This window comes from Pseudomonas sp. B3(2017) (genome assembly GCF_002113595.1).
Taxonomy (GTDB): Bacteria; Pseudomonadota; Gammaproteobacteria; order Pseudomonadales; family Pseudomonadaceae; genus Aquipseudomonas; species Aquipseudomonas ekonensis.
The window spans coordinates 96657-115859 of sequence record NZ_NEIU01000001.1 but is presented as its reverse complement, the minus strand read 5'-3'; the positions used below and the strand labels follow the sequence as shown (position 1 = coordinate 115859).

The 19203-nt window shown below is 64.3% G+C and carries 16 protein-coding genes; 6 read left to right on the top strand and 10 right to left on the bottom strand.

The genetic code is table 11. The features are described 5' to 3' along the window. Positions 1-5 precede the first annotated feature (5 nt). The gene (locus CAG33_RS00470) at positions 6-1154 is read left to right on the top strand and encodes an efflux RND transporter periplasmic adaptor subunit (protein WP_085580294.1); all 1149 of its coding nucleotides are present in this window, start codon (positions 6-8) and stop codon (positions 1152-1154) included. 13 nt (positions 1155-1167) lie between these two features. Beyond that, positions 1168-4197: a multidrug efflux RND transporter permease subunit gene (locus CAG33_RS00465; protein ID WP_085636556.1), complete on the top strand. Its 3030-nt coding sequence runs from the start codon at positions 1168-1170 to the stop codon at positions 4195-4197. Positions 4198-4286: 89 nt separating this feature from the next. Here CAG33_RS00465 and CAG33_RS00460 read toward each other — a convergent pair whose 3' ends face one another. The 5 genes from CAG33_RS00460 to colR all read right to left on the bottom strand — a co-directional run bounded on the left by CAG33_RS00460 (position 4287) and on the right by colR (position 8002). Continuing rightward, complete coding sequence (locus tag CAG33_RS00460; protein ID WP_085580290.1) at positions 4287-4514, bottom strand: hypothetical protein; 228 nt, start codon at positions 4512-4514, stop codon at positions 4287-4289. Positions 4515-4516: 2 nt separating this feature from the next. Continuing rightward, positions 4517-5230, bottom strand: coding sequence for a lipopolysaccharide kinase InaA family protein (locus CAG33_RS00455; RefSeq protein WP_085580288.1), 714 nt, complete (start codon positions 5228-5230; stop codon positions 4517-4519). 4 nt (positions 5231-5234) lie between these two features. Further along, entirely contained in the window at positions 5235-5903 is a 669-nt protein-coding gene (locus tag CAG33_RS00450; protein ID WP_085580286.1) for a class I SAM-dependent methyltransferase, read from the bottom strand. A gap of 151 nt (positions 5904-6054) precedes the next feature. Then, on the bottom strand, positions 6055-7329 hold the full coding sequence (locus CAG33_RS00445) for a HAMP domain-containing sensor histidine kinase (RefSeq protein ID WP_085580284.1): 1275 nt from the start codon (positions 7327-7329) through the stop codon (positions 6055-6057). Then, the gene (colR, locus tag CAG33_RS00440) at positions 7319-8002 is read right to left on the bottom strand and encodes a two-component system response regulator ColR (RefSeq protein ID WP_085580282.1); all 684 of its coding nucleotides are present in this window, start codon (positions 8000-8002) and stop codon (positions 7319-7321) included. The genes CAG33_RS00445 and colR overlap by 11 nt, the downstream gene beginning before the upstream one ends. Positions 8003-8202: 200 nt before the next feature. Here colR and CAG33_RS00435 point away from each other — a divergent pair, with 200 nt between their 5' ends. Both CAG33_RS00435 and CAG33_RS00430 read left to right on the top strand, forming a co-directional pair. Then, complete coding sequence (locus CAG33_RS00435) at positions 8203-10152, top strand: LTA synthase family protein (RefSeq protein ID WP_085636554.1); 1950 nt, start codon at positions 8203-8205, stop codon at positions 10150-10152. A 55-nt stretch (positions 10153-10207) separates the two neighbouring features. Beyond that, positions 10208-10951 carry a phosphatase PAP2 family protein gene (locus CAG33_RS00430; RefSeq protein WP_085636552.1) on the top strand — a complete coding sequence of 248 codons (744 nt, stop codon included), beginning with the start codon at positions 10208-10210 and terminating at the stop codon, positions 10949-10951. Between the two features lie 254 nt (positions 10952-11205). Here CAG33_RS00430 and groL read toward each other — a convergent pair whose 3' ends face one another. The 4 genes from groL to CAG33_RS00410 all read right to left on the bottom strand — a co-directional run bounded on the left by groL (position 11206) and on the right by CAG33_RS00410 (position 14719). Beyond that, complete coding sequence (groL, locus tag CAG33_RS00425; RefSeq protein ID WP_085580275.1) at positions 11206-12852, bottom strand: chaperonin GroEL; 1647 nt, start codon at positions 12850-12852, stop codon at positions 11206-11208. Positions 12853-12903: 51 nt separating this feature from the next. Beyond that, on the bottom strand, positions 12904-13197 hold the full coding sequence (locus tag CAG33_RS00420) for a co-chaperone GroES (protein ID WP_085580273.1): 294 nt from the start codon (positions 13195-13197) through the stop codon (positions 12904-12906). A gap of 247 nt (positions 13198-13444) precedes the next feature. Continuing rightward, on the bottom strand, positions 13445-13921 hold the full coding sequence (locus tag CAG33_RS00415) for an FxsA family protein (RefSeq protein WP_085580272.1): 477 nt from the start codon (positions 13919-13921) through the stop codon (positions 13445-13447). Between the two features lie 66 nt (positions 13922-13987). After that, entirely contained in the window at positions 13988-14719 is a 732-nt protein-coding gene (locus CAG33_RS00410) for a HugZ family protein (RefSeq protein WP_085629474.1), read from the bottom strand. 162 nt (positions 14720-14881) lie between these two features. Between CAG33_RS00410 and CAG33_RS00405 the strand changes: the two genes are divergently transcribed. Continuing rightward, positions 14882-15640: an SDR family oxidoreductase gene (locus tag CAG33_RS00405; RefSeq protein WP_085580267.1), complete on the top strand. Its 759-nt coding sequence runs from the start codon at positions 14882-14884 to the stop codon at positions 15638-15640. A 182-nt stretch (positions 15641-15822) separates the two neighbouring features. Here the strand turns inward: CAG33_RS00405 and apbC are convergent, their stop codons facing one another. Further along, the gene (gene apbC, locus CAG33_RS00400) at positions 15823-16917 is read right to left on the bottom strand and encodes an iron-sulfur cluster carrier protein ApbC (protein ID WP_085580265.1); all 1095 of its coding nucleotides are present in this window, start codon (positions 16915-16917) and stop codon (positions 15823-15825) included. Positions 16918-17071: 154 nt separating this feature from the next. Here apbC and metG point away from each other — a divergent pair, with 154 nt between their 5' ends. After that, positions 17072-19123 carry a methionine--tRNA ligase gene (metG, locus tag CAG33_RS00395; protein WP_085580263.1) on the top strand — a complete coding sequence of 684 codons (2052 nt, stop codon included), beginning with the start codon at positions 17072-17074 and terminating at the stop codon, positions 19121-19123. Positions 19124-19203 lie beyond the last annotated feature (80 nt).

Here is a 19203-nt window from a genome sequence, read left to right as displayed (position 1 = left end):
GGAATATGCTGCGTCGCCGCATGCTGAAGATGTTGGGTGTCGTACTGCTGATCGTCCTGGCGCTGGCCGGCTACAAGGCCTTCACCATCTACACGATGATCCAGGGTTTCGCCAAGCCGAAACCGCCGATCAGCGTCGCCGTCGCCACCGCCGCCGAGCGCCCGTGGCAGATGCGCCTGCCCACCGTCGGCACGCTCAAGGCGCTGCAGGGCGTCGAACTGAGGCTGGAGACCAACGGCACCGTCACCGAGCTCAAGTTCGAGTCCGGGCAGAAGGTCAAGGCCGGACAGCCGCTGCTGCAGCTCGACAGCGCGGTGGAGTCCGCCCTGCTCGAAACCGCCAAGGCCGATCTGGGCCTGGCGCAGCTGGACTTCGGCCGCGGCAGCCAGCTGGTCGGCAGCAGCGCCATCTCCAAGGGCGAATACGACCGGCTCTCGGCGCAACTGCAAAAGAACAAGGCCACGGTCAACCAGCTCAACGCGGCGCTGGCGAAGAAACGCATCGCCGCGCCGTTCAGCGGCACCATCGGCATCCGCCAGGTCGACGTCGGCGACTACCTCGCCAGCGGCACCAAGATCGCCACCCTGCAGGACCTGAGCAGCCTCTACGCCGACTTCTATGTCCCGGAGCAGTCGGCACCGAAGCTGGCCCTCGGCCAACCGGTGCAGATCGCGGTCGCGGCGTTTCCCGGCCAGACCTTCCCCGGCACCATCAGCGCGATCAATCCGATCGTGGAAAGCACCACCCGCAACATCCTCGTGCGCGCCACCCTGGCCAACCCCGACGGCAAGCTGCTGCCGGGCATGTTCACCAGCGTCGAGGTGCTGTTACCGGATCCGCAGAAGCACGTGGTGGTGCCGGAGAGCGCGGTCACCTACACCCTCTACGGCAACTCGCTGTACGTGGTCGGGCAGAAGAAGGCCGAGGACGGCAGCGTCGAGAAGGACGACAAAGGCCAGCCCGTGCTGATCGCCGAACGGCGGTTCATCGAGACCGGCGAACGCCGTGACGGCCTGGTGATGATCAACAAGGGCGTGCAGAGCGGCGAACAGGTGGTGACGGCCGGCCAGATCAAACTGGACAACGGTGCCCACATCGCCATCAGCGACGACAAGACCCTCGGCGAGCAGAACAGTCCGCGCCGCGCCGACTGATCAAGGAAACCCCATGGCCTTTACCGACCCGTTCATCCGTCGCCCGGTGCTCGCCACCGTGGTGAGCCTGCTGATCGTGCTGCTGGGCTTCCAGGCCTGGAGCAAGCTGCCGCTGCGCCAGTACCCGCAGATGGAAAACGCCCTGATCACGGTGACCACCGCCTACCCCGGCGCCAACGCCGAAACCATCCAGGGCTACATCACCCAGCCGATGCAGCAGAGCCTGGCGAGCGCCGAGGGCATCGACTACATGACCTCGGTCAGCCGCCAGAACTTCTCGGTGATCTCGATCTACGCGCGCATCGGCTCCAACAGCGACCGCCTGTTCACCGAGCTGCTGGCCAAGGCCAACGAGGTGAAGAACAAGCTGCCGCAGGACGCCGAGGACCCGGTGCTGAGCAAGGAGTCCGCCGACGCCTCGGCGCTGATGTACATCAGCTTCTTCAGCAAGGACCTGAGCAATCCGCAGATCACCGACTACCTGTCGCGGGTGATCCAGCCGAAGCTGGCGACCCTGCCGGGCATGGCCGAGGCGGAGATCCTCGGCAACCAGGTGTTCGCCATGCGCCTGTGGCTCGACCCGGTGAAGCTCGCCGGCTTCGGCCTGAGCGCCAGCGACGTGACCAACGCCGTGCGCCAATACAACTTCCTGTCCGCCGCAGGCGAAGTGAAGGGCGAATATGTGGTCACCAGCATCAACGCCAACACCGAGCTGAAGTCCGCCGAGGCCTTCGCGGCGATCCCGCTCAAGGTCGACGGCGACAGCCGGGTGCTGCTGCGGGACGTGGCCCGGGTCGAGATGGGCGCCGAGAACTACAACTCCATCAGTTCCTTCGGCGGCACGCCGTCGGTGTACATCGGGATCAAGGCGACCCCGGCGGCCAACCCGCTGGACGTGATCAAGGAAGTGCGCAAGATCATGCCGCAGCTGGAGGCCCAGCTCCCGCCCAACCTCAAGAGCGAAATCGCCTACGACGCCACGCTGTTCATCCAGGCCTCCATCGACGAAGTGCTCAAGACCCTGTTCGAAGCGGTGCTGATCGTGATCGTGGTGGTGTTCCTGTTCCTCGGGGCGCTGCGTTCGGTGGTGATCCCGGTGGTGACCATCCCGCTGTCGATGATCGGCGTGATGTTCTTCATGCAGATGATGGGCTATTCGATCAACCTGCTGACCTTGCTGGCGATGGTGCTGGCCATCGGCCTGGTGGTGGACGACGCCATCGTCGTGGTGGAGAACATCCACCGCCACATCGAGGAAGGCAAGACGCCGTTCGAGGCGGCCTTGGAAGGCGCCCGGGAAATCGCCTTGCCGGTGGTGTCGATGACCATCACCCTGGCGGCGGTGTACGCGCCCATCGGCTTTCTCACCGGGCTGACCGGGGCGCTGTTCAAGGAGTTCGCCCTGACCCTGGCCGGGGCGGTGGTGATCTCCGGGATCGTCGCCCTGACCCTGTCGCCGATGATGTGCGCCGTGCTGTTGCGCCACGACGAGAACGCCAGCGGCCTGGCCCATCGCCTCGACCTGATCTTCGAAGGCCTCAAGCGCCGCTACCAGAGCCTGCTGCACGGCACGCTGAATACCCGGCCGGTGGTGCTGGTGTTCGCGGTGATCGTGCTGTGCCTGATCCCGGTGCTGCTCAAGTTCACCAAGTCGGAGCTGGCGCCGGACGAGGACCAGGGCATCATCTTCATGATGGCCAACGCCCCGCAGCCGACCAACCTCGATTACCTGAACACCTACACCGACGAATTCATCAAGATCTTCAAGGAGTTCCCCGAGTACTACTCGTCCTTCCAGATCAACGGCTACAACGGCGTGCAGACCGGCATCGGCGGCTTCCTGCTCAAGCCCTGGAACGAGCGCCACCGCACGCAGATGCAGATCCTGCCCGAAGTGCAGGGCAAGCTGGAACGCATTCCCGGCCTGCAGATCTTCGGCTTCAACCTGCCCTCCCTGCCCGGCACCGGCGAAGGCCTGCCGTTCGAGTTCGTGATCAACACGGCCAACGACTACGAAGTGCTGCTGGAGGTCGCCGACCGGATCAAGAAACGCGCTGCGGAATCCGGCAAGTTCGCCTTCGTCGACCTGGACCTGGCGTTCGACAAGCCGGAAGTGGTGGTCGACATCGACCGGGCCAAGGCCGCGCAGATGGGCGTGTCGATGCAGGACCTGGGCGGCACCCTCGCCACCCTCCTGGGCGAGGCCGAGATCAACCGCTTTACCATCGAGGGGCGCAGCTACAAGGTCATCGCCCAGGTCGAACGGCCCTACCGCGAGAACCCGGACTGGCTGAACAACTACTACGTGAAGAACACCCGTGGCGAACTGCTGCCGCTGTCCACCCTGATCACGGTGACCGACCGCGCAAGGCCGCGGCAGCTCAACCAGTTCCAGCAACTCAACGCGGCGAAGCTGTCCGGGTTTCCGCTGGTGAGCATGGGCGAAGCCATCGACACCGTGCGCCAGATCGCCCGGGAAGAGGCCCCCGCCGGATTCGCCTTCGACTACGGCGGCTCCTCCCGGCAGTACGTGCAGGAAGGCAGCGCGCTGTGGGTGACCTTCGCCCTGGCGCTGGCGATCATCTTCCTGGTGCTGGCTGCGCAGTTCGAGAGCTTCCGCGACCCGCTGGTGATTCTGGTCACGGTGCCGCTGTCGATCTGCGGCGCGCTGATCCCGCTGTTCCTGGGCTGGTCGAGCATGAACATCTACACCCAGGTCGGGCTGGTGACGTTGATCGGCCTGATCAGCAAGCACGGCATCCTGATCGTCGAGTTCGCCAACCTGCTGCGCAAGGAGAAGGGTCTGAGCGCCCGGGAGGCCGTGGAGGAAGCGGCGGCCATCCGCCTGCGTCCGGTGCTGATGACCACGGCGGCGATGGTGTTCGGCATGGTGCCGTTGATCCTGGCGAGCGGCGCCGGCGGGGTCAGCCGTTTCGACATCGGCACGGTGATCGCGACGGGCATGTCCATCGGGACCTTGTTCACCCTGTTCGTCCTGCCGTGCGTCTACACCTTCCTGGCCAAGCCCGACAGGGCACAGTGACCGGGAGCTCGCTCCCTCACCACAGGAGCGACAAGGCACAAAAAAAGGCCTCGCGTCGGCGAGGCCTTTTCATAAGGCTGCGGGGGAATTCAGCTCTGGGGTCTCATCCGTTGCGAGAGACCGAACATGAACAGCAACAAATCATGATCCGGTTCAGACGACACGGCGGTCTTCACCACCCGAGGCACCGGGCGATGGACTTCGCCCGCCGATTTGCCGATCACCTGCATGCGTGGCTGTTCCCAGGCCGCCACCGCCAATGAAGCAACTGCCAAGGCTCCTACCAAAAACAAACCTCGCGCAATTTCTAGTTTCATCGCTATAAACCTTTGATAGCGCTGCCAAACGCCGTCTCATAAAAGTAGACGAGTTTTTTCCAGTCCGAATCCCTGAACGACGAATGGCGACGCAATTGCTTCATGTCATGGGCTGCCGCGCGACCGGCGGTCAGCCGACGGCGGCATTTCTCGAGATCGATCAGGGCCACTTCAACCTGGGCCCCGTCGCCTTCACCGGTGACGCGGACAAACACATGCTTGATGTAGATGCAGCTGTGCTGCCAACGGCCCCGGTGCAGACGCGCCAGGTTGTCGGCCAGGTCCTTGAGCACACGCTCGTACACCGCCTCGCCATGGCGCTCGCGGCCGCCGGCGGCTTCCCATTGCTCCAGCTCCAGAAAGCCGTCCAGGGACTTGGTCACCAGCAGCGCACGCCATTTGTGCACAGGGTCAGACTGGGCGCCGCAGAACACGATCTGCGGTACGCGCACGCCGAGCGCGCTGGCGCCGTTCAGCGCATCGCGCTCGCGCAGCACCGTCGGGCGACCGAACGGATGCATCAAGCTGCGGTAGATGTGACCGGTCTGGCGTTTGGCATACAGCAGCTGGCCATCGCGGCCCATGACCCGTTGCACCCCACTCTCACCGCCGCGGCGCACGTTGGGCTCTTCCACCCACTCGCCCCGCTGGTTCCAGTAGTAGTCGAAGCGATCCTGGGGAGCGACTTCCGTTTCTGCTGCAATATGCACTGCCATCCCGTTACCTCTTGCGTAATACGTAAACCCGCCACATGGCATACAGCGGAATAAAATCCAGTTGTTCCTGGATGCGGAAACCCGCCTCTTCAAATTCTTTCTCGACCGTAGCGGCCGGTAACACAAAGCGGTTCTGGTAACCCTCTTGCCCACGCTTGCGCTCGGCGCGCTTGCGTTTCCAGGCCTTGAAATTGCCGTCCACCCACAACGAAACGACCACGCTGTCACGGGTGACGCGCTCGAACTCGCGCAAAATGGCCCGTCGATGCTCGGCTTCACCGATGTGATGGAGCAAACGCATGCAGAAAATGCTGTCGACGGCGTTGTCAGGCAAGGCGATGTCGAACGCAGATGTGTGCAAGGGTTGTACCCGTTTCACCACATCGGCCGGTTGGGCCTGCATGGCGGTCTTGATCATCGACTCGGAGTTGTCCGCGCCGATGATCACCCGGTTCGGCTTTTCCGCCAGCAGCGGCCAGAAACGTCCGGCCCCGCAAGGCAGGTCCAGCACCAGCCCCGGTTCGCCGACCAGGGTCAGCGCCTTGCGGGCCAGTTGCAGGTCACGCCAGTGCGACAACCGACGCCCGAGACCGTCCTGATGCTTGCGCAGATACTTTTGCGCATGGTTGTCGTCGTACTTTTCGGAAAAATCGAGCTTGATCGGGCCGGCCATCACCAGGACTCCTGAATTACTGATGAGGCCACCTTATGCAGGGCCGTGTCAGCGTCAGGTCATCCATTTGTGAAAAAAACGTCATGTAAAACCCTAAAACATTTCAGGGTTTTACAACCATTCCGCAGTAGCTCAGGGCCATCACTGTAGCTCAGGTCCGTCCCAAGTCCACCTCGAATCGGCAACCATTGGGTTCCATCGTGCTCAGATTGACGCTCCAGCCCTGGTTTTCGCAGATCCGCTGCACCAGCGAGAGCCCAAGCCCCAAGCCTTCGCCGCGCTTTTCGGTGCCGCGCACGAACGGCTGGAACATGGCTTCGCGTTTCTCTTCGGGGATACCCACCCCCGAATCCTCGACCACGAAACCGTTGCCGCTGAGGGTCAAGCGAATGAACCCCTGTTCGGTGTAGTGCAGCGCATTGCGCAGCAGGTTGCCCATCACCGCGTTGAGCAGAGTCGCGTTGTAGAGGGTGTCCGGCGGGGTGCCCGGCTCGAAGATCAACGTGAGCCCCTTGCTCTCGATCGGCTCGCGCCACAGGCACAGCAGGCTGTCCGCCACCTGCGCCAGGCTCTGCCGGGGCGAGACGCCAGCGTCTTCGCGCTTGGCCCGGGCCAGCATCAGGAAGGTCTGCACCAGTTCGCGCATTTCTTCGCTGGCACGGGCAATCCGCTCGACCTGGGCCCGGCCGCGCTGATCGATGCCCGGGTTCTCCAGCAGCAGCTCGCAGGAGCTGGCCAGCACCATCAACGGCGTGCGCAGTTCGTGGCTCACGTCACTGGTGAACAGGCGCTCACGGGTCAGCGCCTGGCGCAGCCGCCCGAGGGTGGCGTCGAACGCCACCGCCAGCTCGCCCACTTCGTCGGCCGCGTAGTCCGGCGCCAGCGGCGGCGCCAGGCCGAGCAACTGATCACGGTGACGCACCTGGCGCGCCAGCCGCACCACCGGCGCCATCACCTTGCGCGCCAGCACCCAGCCCAGGAACACCGCCAACGCCAGGCTGAGCACGAAGCCCACCAGCACCACGGCGAACAGCACGCGCTCGCGCTCTTCGAAATCGCTTTGGTCCTGCAGCAGCACATAGCGCCGGCCGTCGACGATCTCGACCATGGCGTGATACGACAGCTGCTCGCGAAAGACTTCGTGAAAGCCCGAGTCCAGGTGGCGCAGGTCCTTGGGCAGCTCGAAGTCGCCCGGTCCGCCGCTGAAGTAGAACAGTTGGTCCGGCTCGGGCCGGTGGCTCCAGTCCGAGACGTTGTCCATCAGCAGCAAGCGCTGCAGGTCGCCGCCCAGCCCCGCCGAAATCAGTTTTTCCTCGACCAGGTGGACCGTCGCGACGATCCCCATGGCGAACGCCCCCGCCACCAGTGCGCTCATCAACGCAAAGGCGATGATGATCCGCTGGGCAAGGCTCTGCTTAAACTCCATCACGCCCCTCGGCCAGGCGGTATCCCACGCCGTGCACGGTGTGCAGCAACGGCTTGGCGAACGGCTTGTCGATCACCTGGCGCAGTTGGTGGACATGGCTGCGCAGGCTGTCGCTGTCCGGGCAGTCGTCGCCCCACAGCGCCTCTTCGAGGATCTCCCGGCGCAGCACGTGAGGGCTTTTCTGCATCAGCACCGCGAGCAGCTTGAGGCCGACCGGGTTGAGCTTGAGCAGCTTGCCTTCGCGGGTGACCTCCAGTGTGTCGAGGTCGTAGTTCAGGTCGCCGACCTGCAAGGCACGGCGGCCGCCGCCCTGGGTGCGGCGCATCACCGCCTCGACCCGGGCCGCCAGCTCGGACAACGCGAACGGTTTGATCAGGTAATCGTCGGCGCCGGACTTGAAGCCTTGCAGGCGGTCGTCGAGCTGGTCGCGGGCGGTGAGCATGATCACCGGGGTGTCACGGCGCGCGTCTTCGCGCAGCCGTTTGCACAGGGTGTAACCGTCGATGCCCGGCAGCATGATGTCGAGCACGATCAGGTCGTAGTGTTCGGTGGCCGCCAGGTGCAGGCCCGACAGGCCGTCCTGGGCGCAATCGACGGTATAGCCCTTGAGCCCCAGGTAATCGGCCAGGTTGGCCAGGATATCGCGGTTGTCCTCAACCAAAAGAATTCGCATGGGCACCTCCTCCGTACACCGAAACGGCCGTCATGGCCCGCGCAGCTTACGGCCAAGCGCCGCTCAGGGCTAGGGCCGCACGCCGCCCGGGCAGAGCCTTGGCGGCAACTCGAGACTTTAACGAGATTTTCACTATCGGTTCACACGCCGACGACAGCGACAGCGCGAGACTCCCGCGTTTTATGTAGGGATGGTAGCCAATGGACTTTTTCAGGACAGCGCCCATGCGCTTTCTGCTGTTGATCACCGGCGCCTGGCTGGCGGTGTTCTTCCTGACCCGGACAGTGTTGCTGCTGACCCACCTGGACGAGGCCGGCGGCGTCGCCTTTTCCCTCTTCGGCATCGGCCTGCTCTATGACCTGGGCTTTCTGGCCTATGCGGCGCTGCCGATGGGACTGTACCTGCTGCTGTGCCCGCCGGCCCTGTGGCGCCGCCGGGGCCATCGCTGGTTCCTGCAAGGGCTGTTGACAGTCAGCCTGTTCGCGATGCTGTTCACCGCCGTGGCCGAGTGGCTGTTCTGGGACGAGTTCGGCGTGCGCTTCAACTTCATCGCGGTCGACTATCTGGTGTACTCCGATGAAGTGCTGAACAACGTGCTGGAGTCCTACCCGATCGGCACCCTGCTCAGCGTGCTCGCGCTGCTGGCCGCTGGCCTGAGCCTGGCGCTGCGCAAGCCGTTGAACGCCGCGCTGGACGCGCCGTTGCCGCCGCTGCGCGCACGCCTGTTCAATGCGTTGGCCCTGCTGATCGTCGCCGGCCTGAGCCTGCAACTGCTCGGCCAAGGTTTCCCCCGCGCCCAGGGCGGCAACGCCTACCGGAACGAACTGGCGAGCAACGGCCCTTATCAGTTCTTCGCCGCGTTCCGCAACAATGAACTGGACTACGGCCAGTTCTACAGCAGCCTGGCCCCCGAGGCCGTCGGCCGGCAGATCCGCGCCGAACTGAACGAGCCCAATGCGCGCTTCATCGGCCAGGATCCCCAGGACATCCGCCGGATGATCGACAACCCCGGCACGCCGCGCAAAACGAACATCGTGCTGGTGACCATCGAAAGCCTGAGCGCCAAGTACCTGGGCAGCAACGGCGATGAGCGCAACCTGACGCCGAACCTGGATGCCTTGCGCAAACAGAGCCTGTACTTCAACAACTTCTACGCCACCGGCACCCGCACCGACCGCGGCCTGGAGGCCATCACCCTGGCCATCCCGCCGACGCCGGGCCGTTCCATCGTCAAGCGCATCGGCCGCGAGAGCGGCTTCGCCAGCCTCGGCCAGCAACTGAGCGCCGTCGGTTACGACAGCGTGTTCGTCTACGGCGGGCGCGGCTATTTCGACAACATGAACGCGTTCTTCAGCGGCAACGGCTACCGTGTCGTCGACCAAAGCAGCGTCGACGAGGCCGAGATCCACTTCAAGAACGCATGGGGCATGGCCGACGAGGATCTGTACAAGCAGACGCTGAAACTGGCCGACGCCGACTTCGCCAAAGGCCAGCCGTTCCTGCTGCAGTTGATGACCACCTCCAATCACCGCCCGTACACGTATCCGGACAACCGGATCGACATCAAGTCCGGCAACGGCCGCGACGGTGCGGTGAAGTACACCGACTACGCCATCGGCCAGTTCCTGGAACAGGCGCGGCAGAAGCCCTGGTTCGACGACACGATCTTCATCTTCGTCGCCGACCACACCGCCGGCAGCGCGGGCAAGGAAGACTTGCCGATCAACAACTATCAGATCCCGCTGTTCATCTACGCGCCCAAGCTGATCCAAGCGCGCGAAGACGCTCAGCTGGCCAGCCAGATCGACCTGGCGCCGACGCTGCTGGGGCTGCTCAACCTGGATTACCAATCGACGTTCTTCGGCCGCAACCTGTTGCAGGACAACCCGTTGCCGCCGCGCGTCGTGGTGGGCAACTACCAGCACCTGGGGCTGTTCGACGGCAAGGATCTGGCGATCCTCAGCCCGCGCCAGGGCCTGCGCCGGCATGACGACGCCCTGAGCGAAAGCCGCGAGTCCCGCGCGGGCAGCGACGACCCGCTGATCGGCCGCGCCATCACCTATTACCAAACCGCCAGTCATGGCTTCACGCAACAGCTGCTTGGCTGGAAAGCGCCCAAGGAGGGTGCGCCGCAAGTCAGCGAACGTTAACCGAAGCGCCCCGGGGCCGATGCGCTGGGGCGTTTTTTTTGTTTCAGGATCCATCATGCCATCAAGCGCTGTACGCCCCACCCCCCGTCCGCTCAACTTCTGGCTGTGCCTCGGCATTCCCGTCGCCGCCGCCGTCATTCTGGTGCTGCTGGAACTGACCGATCTGGATATGGATCTGGCGCAGCTGTTCTATGATCCGGCCGCCGGCGACTTCATCGGCCGCCACAGCTACTTCCTGGAAAACATCCTCCACGACCGCGCCAAGCAGGTGGTCATCGCCTTCTCGGTGTTTGCCGTCCTCGGTTTCATCGGCGCGTTCTTCATGACGCGCCTCAAGCCGTTCAAGCGTGAGCTGGGTTGCCTGGTGCTGTCGCTGGGCCTGGCCACTTCGTTCGTGACCCCGATGAAGGCCGTCACCGCCGTGCAGTGCCCCTGGAGCCTGGAGCAGTTCGGCGGACACGAAACCTACAGCAAACTGCTCAGCCACCGTCCGGACACCGACAAGCCCGGCCGCTGCTGGCCGGGCGGACACGCCGCCACCGGGTTCACCCTGTTCGCGCTGTTTTTCGTACTGCGCGACCGGCGTCCGCGCCTGGCGCGCCAGGCGTTCATCTTCGCGTTTGCGTTGGGTTCGGTGTTTTCCGTCAGCCGGATGATGCAGGGCGCGCACTTCTTCTCGCACAACGTGTGGACGGCGATCTTCTGCTGGCTGATTTGCCTGGGGTCGTACTACTGGGTGCTGTACCGCCCGGCCGTCCGGGCCGAGGCCGCACCTGCGGCGCAACCGGCCAACGCCTGAAAGGCAACGCCCGTCGACGCCATCGCCGGCAGGCGGGCTCCCACAGAGAACCGCATCGGCGGACACCGCCAGACACTGTGGGAGCCCGCCTGCTGGCGATTGGCGTCATGCCAGTTAGCGCTGCATTGACTGGCACGGCCCATTCGCGAGCAGGCTCGCTCCTACAACGGACACCGGTGAACCTGAAATCCGGGCAATAAAAAACCCCGCCTGCTCATCGCAGGCGGGGTTTTTCGTACAGGGGTGAGGCTGGCTTACATCATGCCGCCCATGCCGCCCATGCCGCCCATGTCTGGCATGCCGCCGCCAGCTGGAGCGTCTTTCTTCGGCGCGTCGGCCACTGCAGCTTCGGTGGTCAGGATCAGACCGCCGATGGACGATGCCGCTTGCAGTGCGGAACGGGTCACCTTGGTCGGATCCAGGATGCCCATTTCGATCATATCGCCGTACTCGCCGGTCGCGGCGTTGTAACCGAAGTTACCTTTGCCGTTCTTGACTTCGTTAACCACAACGCTTGGCTCGTCGCCGCTGTTGGCGGAGATCTGACGCAGCGGCGCTTCAACGGCGCGGCGCAGGACAGCGATGCCCACGTCCTGGTCGGCGTTGTCGCCTTTGAGGGTGCCGATGGCTTCCAGAGCGCGGATCAGCGCAACGCCGCCGCCAGGCACCACGCCTTCTTCGACGGCTGCGCGGGTGGCGTGCAGGGCGTCTTCAACGCGGGCTTTCTTCTCTTTCATTTCGACTTCGGAACCGGCGCCGACCTTGATCACCGCAACGCCGCCGGACAGCTTGGCCAGACGCTCTTGCAGTTTTTCACGGTCATAGTCCGAGGAAGTCTCGGCCACTTGGGCGCGGATCTGGGCGATGCGGGCTTCGATGTCGCCCTGAACGCCAGCACCGTCGACGATGATGGTGTTTTCCTTGGACAGGGTCACGCGCTTGGCGTTGCCCAGGTGCTCCAGGGTGGTGCTTTCCAGGCTCAGGCCGATCTCTTCGGAGATCACGGTGCCGCCGGTCAGGACGGCGATGTCCTGCAGCATGGCCTTGCGGCGGTCGCCGAAACCAGGCGCCTTGACGGCTGCGACCTTGACGATGCCGCGCATGTTGTTCACGACCAGGGTCGCCAGGGCTTCGCCCTCGACGTCTTCAGCCACGATCAGCAGCGGACGGCCGGCTTTGGCGACGGCTTCCAGCACTGGCAGCATTTCGCGGATGTTGGAGATCTTCTTGTCGACCAGCAGGATCAGCGGGCCGTCGAGCTCGGCCACCATGGTGTCCGGCTTGTTGACGAAGTACGGGGACAGGTAGCCGCGGTCGAACTGCATGCCTTCGACGACCGACAGTTCGTTTTCCAGGCCCGAGCCTTCCTCAACGGTGATCACGCCTTCTTTGCCGACCTTTTCCATGGCTTCGGCGATGATGTCGCCGATGGAGTTGTCGGAGTTGGCGGAGATGGTGCCCACCTGAGCGATGGCCTTGGTGTCGGCGCAAGGCTTGGACAGCTTCTTCAGCTCAGCGACGATGGCGATGGTCGCCTTGTCGATGCCGCGCTTGAGGTCCATCGGGTTCATGCCGGCAGCGACGGCCTTCAGGCCTTCGTTGACGATCGACTGAGCCAGGACGGTGGCGGTGGTGGTGCCGTCGCCGGCGTCGTCGTTGGCACGGGAGGCAACGTCTTTGACCAGCTGCGCGCCCATGTTCTCGAAGCGGTCTTCCAGCTCGATCTCTTTGGCGACGGAAACGCCGTCCTTGGTGATGGTCGGAGCGCCGAAGCTCTTCTCGAGGATCACGTTACGGCCTTTCGGGCCCAGGGTCGCTTTTACCGCGTCAGCCAGGACGTTGACGCCGACGAGCATTTTCTTGCGGGCGGAATCGCCGAATTTAACTTCTTTAGCAGCCATGATCGATATTCCTTGAATGCTTTAAGGTAGCGGGAAAATGAACGGGGTCTATCAGCCTTCGATGACGGCGAGGATTTCGTTCTCGCTCATCACCAGCAGGTCTTCGCCGTCGACTTTCACAGTGTTGCTGCCGGAGTAAGGACCGAACACGACCTTGTCGCCGACCTTCACGGACAGTGCACGCACTTCACCGCTTTCCAGAGCTTTGCCCGGGCCTACAGCGAGGACTTCACCGTGGTTGGCCTTCTCAGCAGCCGAACCTGGCAGGACGATACCGCCAGCGGTTTTCTTTTCTTCTTCGCTGCGACGGATAACGACGCGGTCATGCAGAGGACGAAGCTTCATTGTCGATCTCTCCTAATTGTGGTTTTCATCGGCCGGTGTAGTCCCGGCGGGTTTAACGAATCCGGCCTGCGCCGGTTGCGGCTCGACGTGCGAGACGCGGAAGTCTGTCCGGCGGATGCGCCGGAAACCTTGCGGTGACCGATACATAAGGGCGCATAAGCTTATTACAAGGGCGGGGCAGAAAAATTTTCTCAGGCAGGCCCCGGAAACGGACACGGCACCCGAAGGTGCCGTGCCGAGACAGGTGTCACTTGGTGTCGCGGTGCTCGAACTCGCCTTCGATCACCGTCGGTTCGCGGCCCAGGGGCTCGCGCGGCGCGGGGCCGCCACGGGGTTGCAGGTCGTCGGCGAAAGCGCGCTGGCGCATGGCCTGCTCTTCGGCGCGCTGGCGCATCTTGCCGGCGATCAGGCGACGGCTCAACGGCAGCAGCATCAGCAGGCCGACCACGTCGCTGATGAAGCCCGGCAGGATCAGCAGGCCGCCGGCCAGCGCCAGCATCAGGCCTTCGAGCATGGTCTGCGCGGGCAGCTCGCCGCGGCTCAGGCTTTCACGGGCACGCAGCGCGGTGGCCAGCCCGGCGACGCGCAGCACGAACACGCCGAACATCGAGCCGAGGATGATCAGCAGCAGGGCCGGGAAAAAACCGATGGCTCCCGCCACCTTCACGAATACGAACAGCTCCAACACCGGGAAGAGCAGAAAGAGCAACAAATAAGGGCGCATCTAAGGGTTCCTCAACGCAAGAATGCCTTGCAAGTAAGCCTTAGATGACGTCGCCCTTTCGTGAATTCAAGCGCCGGCGGGCGCATTTTTCGGCCAATGTTCGGCGCGGGCCAGGAAAACCAAGGCTTCGCGGACTTGTGTCGGCGTGTTGCAAGGCGCTTGGAACGGCAGCCAGTACAACGCCTGGCCGATGCGCAGGTGCATGCCCTCGGTGTCGATCCCGGCCATCTGCGCCGGTGCGCCTTTGGGCAGGCCGGCGAGGTCGACGTAATGGGCGATGGCCTTGGCGTGGTCGCTGTTCATGTGCTCGACCATGCTGATCTCGGCCTGGCCGGCGAACGGGTTGGCCAGCGTCAGGTGCTCGACCCAGTGGATCGCGCCGAAGCCGCCGATGTAGCGGTGGCGCACCGGCTTGAGCACCCAGAAGTCGAAGTCGTGGGCCTTGTGGTAGTTCTGCGAGTCAGGGAAATAGCGGTAGTAGCGCTCGGCGGCGGCTTCGATGGCGGCTTCGTCCGCAAGCTTTTCCGCTTCCGCCAGGTAAGTCAGGCGACCGACGGCCTGCACGTCTTCGGCCTCGCGCTCGCCCACCAGCAGCGAGCACTTGGGATCCTTCAGCAGGTTGTGGGTGTGCTGGGCGATGCGGCTGATCAGGATCAGCGGCCGGCCCTGGTCGTCGAGGCAGTAGGGGACCACGGAGCCGAACGGGAAACCGGGCATCGACTTGGAGTGGGTCGAGAGCACTCCACGGTATTCCTTGAGAAGCAATTCTCGGGCATGCTTAGCCGCTTCAACGCTCAATTTATGACTCCTTTAATAATTTCCGTCATAAAAACGGACGGGCGCCCGGGTCAAGTCCCGGCCACGCCGACGGGCAATTCTGATGTGCAACCTCGCTGCGGCCGGTGCAGATCCAGAGGCCCCAAAAGGACACCACTTTGACCTGCCATCGGGGGCACGCGCATGCAACTCACTGACAAAGTAATCATTATCACCGGCGGTTGCCAGGGTCTGGGCCGTTCCATGGCCGAGTACTTCGCCGGCAAGGGCGCGAAGCTGGCGCTGGTGGATCTGAACCAGGAAAAGCTCGACGCCGCCGTCGCCGCCTGCAAGGCCAAGGGCGTCGAGGCGCGCAGCTACCTGTGCAACGTCGCGGACGAAGAGCAAGTGACGCACATGGTCGCCCAGGTCGCCGATGACTTCGGCGCGATCCACGGCCTGATCAACAACGCCGGGATCCTGCGCGACGGGCTGCTGCTCAAGGTCAAGGACGGCGAAATGACCAAGATGACCCTGGCCCAGTGGCAGGCGGTGATCGACGTCAACCTGACCGGCGTGTTCCTGTGCACCCGTGAAGTGGCGGCGAAGATGGTCGAGCTGAAGAACGGCGGCGCCATCATCAACATCTCGTCGATCTCCCGCGCCGGCAACGTCGGCCAGACCAACTACTCCGCCGCCAAGGCCGGTGTCGCCGCCGCCACCGTGACCTGGGCCAAGGAGCTGGCGCGCTACGGCATCCGCGTCGCCGGCATCGCGCCGGGCTTCATCGAGACCGAAATGACCCTGGGCATGAAGCCCGAGGCGCTGGAGAAGATGACCTCGGGCATTCCGCTCAAGCGCATGGGCAAGCCGGAAGAGATCGCCCACTCGGCGGCCTACATCTTCGAGAACGACTACTACACCGGGCGGATCCTGGAGATGGATGGCGGGTTGCGGATCTGACGTCACCGCACCGGGCGGCCGGTCGGTGCATCTGGGTTGATGCCATCGCCAGCAGGCTGGCTCCCACAGGTTGCGCGGTGCACGCAGGTTTGCGAACGACCGCAATCAAGGTGGGAGCCAGCCCTGCTGGCGATGGCGGCAGCCCAAGCGCCGCAGGACAGCCCCGCTGCGTGGCGGTTCGGTCAGTCGTCGCTGACGGTGATGTTCGGCATCGCCGGGGTCGCCGCTTCCTGCAGCACGATCCGCGCGCCGACATGGCGGGCCAGGTCCTGGTAGACCATGGCGATCTGGCTCTCCGGCTCGGCGATCACCGTCGGCTTGCCGCCGTCGGCCTGCTCGCGGATGACCATCGACAGCGGCAACGAGGCCAGCAGTTCGACGCCGTACTGGGTCGCAAGCTTCTCGCCGCCGCCTTCGCCGAACAGATGCTCGGCATGCCCGCAATTCGAGCAGATGTGCACGGCCATGTTCTCCACCACGCCCAGCACCGGGATGTTGACCTTGCGGAACATCTCCACGCCCTTGCGGGCATCCAGCAGCGCCAGGTCCTGGGGCGTGGTGACGATCACGGCGCCGGCCACCGGGACTTTCTGCGCCAGGGTCAGCTGGATGTCGCCGGTGCCCGGCGGCATGTCGATCACCAGGTAGTCCAGGTCGCCCCAGGCGGTCTGCGTGACCAGTTGCAGCAGCGCGCCGGACACCATCGGGCCGCGCCAGACCATCGGTGTGTTGTCGTCGGTCAGGAACGCCATCGACATGACTTCCACGCCATGGGCCTTGAGCGGCACGAACCACTTCTGGTCCTTGACCTCAGGGCGGGTGCGCTCGGGGATGCCGAACATGATGCCCTGGCTCGGGCCATAGATGTCGGCGTCGAGAATGCCCACCTTGGCGCCTTCGCGGGCCAGCGCCAGCGCCAGGTTGGCGGCGGTGGTGGACTTGCCCACGCCGCCCTTGCCGGACGCCACGGCGATCACGTTCTTGACGTTGGCCAGGCCCGGGATCTGCGCCTGGGCCTTGTGCGCGGCGATCACGCTGGCGATCTCGACACGGGCACCCGCCACGCCGTCCAGCCCTTCGATGGCCATCTGCAGCACCTGCGCCCAGCCGCTCTTGAACAGGCCGGCGGCGTAGCCCAGCTCCAGCCGGACGCTGACGCGGTCGCCCTGGATCTCGATGTCGCGCACGCAACCGGCGCTGACCGGATCTTGGTTCAGGTAAGGGTCGGTGTATTGGCGAAGGACGGCTTCCACCGCTTCGCGGGTGACGGCGCTCATGGGCAACTCCGGTAGCAAGACTGGGAAAAGATGGCGGCTATCCTACCCCTTCTGCCGTGCGGACGGCATGTCCGGCAAACATTTGCAGGGGTGAAATATCTTCGCCGGCGATTTATAGTGGCCGACCTCCGTTTCATCAAGTAGCGATGCCCCCATGTCCGAGCCACGCAAGATCCTCGTCACCAGCGCCCTGCCCTACGCCAACGGTTCGATCCACCTTGGCCACATGCTGGAATACATCCAGACCGACATGTGGGTGCGCTTCCAGAAGCAGCGCGGCAATCAGTGCATCTATGTCTGCGCCGACGACGCCCACGGTTCGGCGATCATGCTGCGCGCGGAAAAGGAAGGCATCACCCCGGAACAGCTGATCGCCAACGTCCAGGCCGAACACAGCGCCGACTTCGCCGACTTCCTGGTGGACTTCGACAATTTCCACTCCACCCACGCCGAAGAGAACCGCGAGCTGTCGGGCCAGATCTACCTGAAGCTGCGTGACGCCGGGCACATCGCCACGCGTTCGATCACCCAGTACTTCGACCCGGACAAGAAAATGTTCCTGGCCGACCGCTTCATCAAGGGCACCTGCCCCAAGTGCGGCACCGAAGACCAGTATGGCGACAACTGCGAAAAATGCGGCGCGACCTACGCCCCCACCGACCTGAAGGATCCGAAGTCGGCGATCTCCGGCGCCACCCCGGTGCTCAAGGACTCCCAGCACTTCTTCTTCAAGCTGCCTGACTTCCAGCAGATGCTGCAGGCCTGGACCCGCAGCGGCACCCTGCAGGACGCGGTGGCCAACAAGATCGCCGAATGGCTGGACGCCGGCCTGCAGCAGTGGGACATCTCCCGCGATGCGCCGTACTTCGGCTTCGAGATCCCGGACGAGCCGGGCAAGTATTTCTACGTGTGGCTGGATGCGCCGATCGGCTACATGGCCAGCTTCAAGAACCTGTGCGACCGCACGCCTGCGCTGGACTTCGACGCCTTCTGGGGCAAGGACTCCACCGCCGAGCTGTACCACTTCATCGGCAAGGACATCGTCAACTTCCACGCCCTGTTCTGGCCCGCCATGCTCGAAGGCGCCGGCTACCGCAAGCCGACCGGGATCAACGTACACGGCTACCTGACCGTCAACGGCCAGAAGATGTCCAAGTCCCGCGGCACCTTCATCAAGGCGCGCACCTACCTGGATCACCTGTCGCCGGAATACCTGCGCTACTACTACGCCTCCAAGCTGGGCCGCGGCGTCGACGACCTGGACCTGAACCTCGAAGACTTCGTGCAGAAGGTCAACTCCGACCTGGTGGGCAAGGTGGTCAACATCGCCAGCCGCTGCGCAGGCTTCATCCATAAGGGCAACGCCGGGGTGATGGTCGGCGCCAACGCCGCGCCGGAGCTGACCGACGCGTTCCTGGCCGCCGCGCCGAGCATCGCCGACGCCTACGAGGCCCGCGATTTCGCCCGCGCCATGCGCGAGACCATGGCCCTGGCCGACCGCGCCAACGCCTGGATCGCCGACAAGGCGCCTTGGTCGCTGAACAAGCAGGAAGGCAAGCAGGACGAGGTCCAGGCGATCTGCGCCACCGGCATCAACCTGTTCCGCCAACTGGTGGTCTTCCTCAAGCCGGTGCTGCCGCTGCTGGCCGCCGACGCCGAGGCGTTCCTCAACGTCGCGCCGCTGACCTGGAACGACCACGCCACGCTGCTGGCCAACCATCAGCTCAATGAATTCAAACCGTTGATGACCCGCATCGACCCGGTAAAAGTGCAAGCCATGACCGACGCCTCCAAGGAAGACCTGACCGCCAGCCAGACCGACACCGGCGCCGCCGCACCTGCCGGCAACGGCGAACTGGCCAAGGATCCGCTGTCGCCGGAAATCGAGTTCGACGCCTTCGCCGCCGTCGACCTGCGCGTGGCCCTGATCGTCAAGGCCGAACACGTGGAGGGCGCCGACAAGCTGCTACGCCTGACCCTGGACATCGGCGACGAGCAACGCAACGTGTTCTCCGGGATCAAGAGCGCCTACCCGGATCCGTCCAAGCTGGACGGCCGCCTGACCATGATGATCGCCAACCTCAAGCCGCGGAAAATGAAGTTCGGCATATCCGAAGGCATGGTGATGGCCGCCGGCCCCGGCGGCGAAGAGATCTACCTGCTGAGCCCGGACAGCGGCGCCAAGCCGGGCCAGCGCATCAAGTAAGGTTGCGCACCGGCCGATCCCACAGGCGTGCCCCGTGCGCCTGTGGGATTTTTCATGTCTGGCCCGCCCTCCACCGGCGC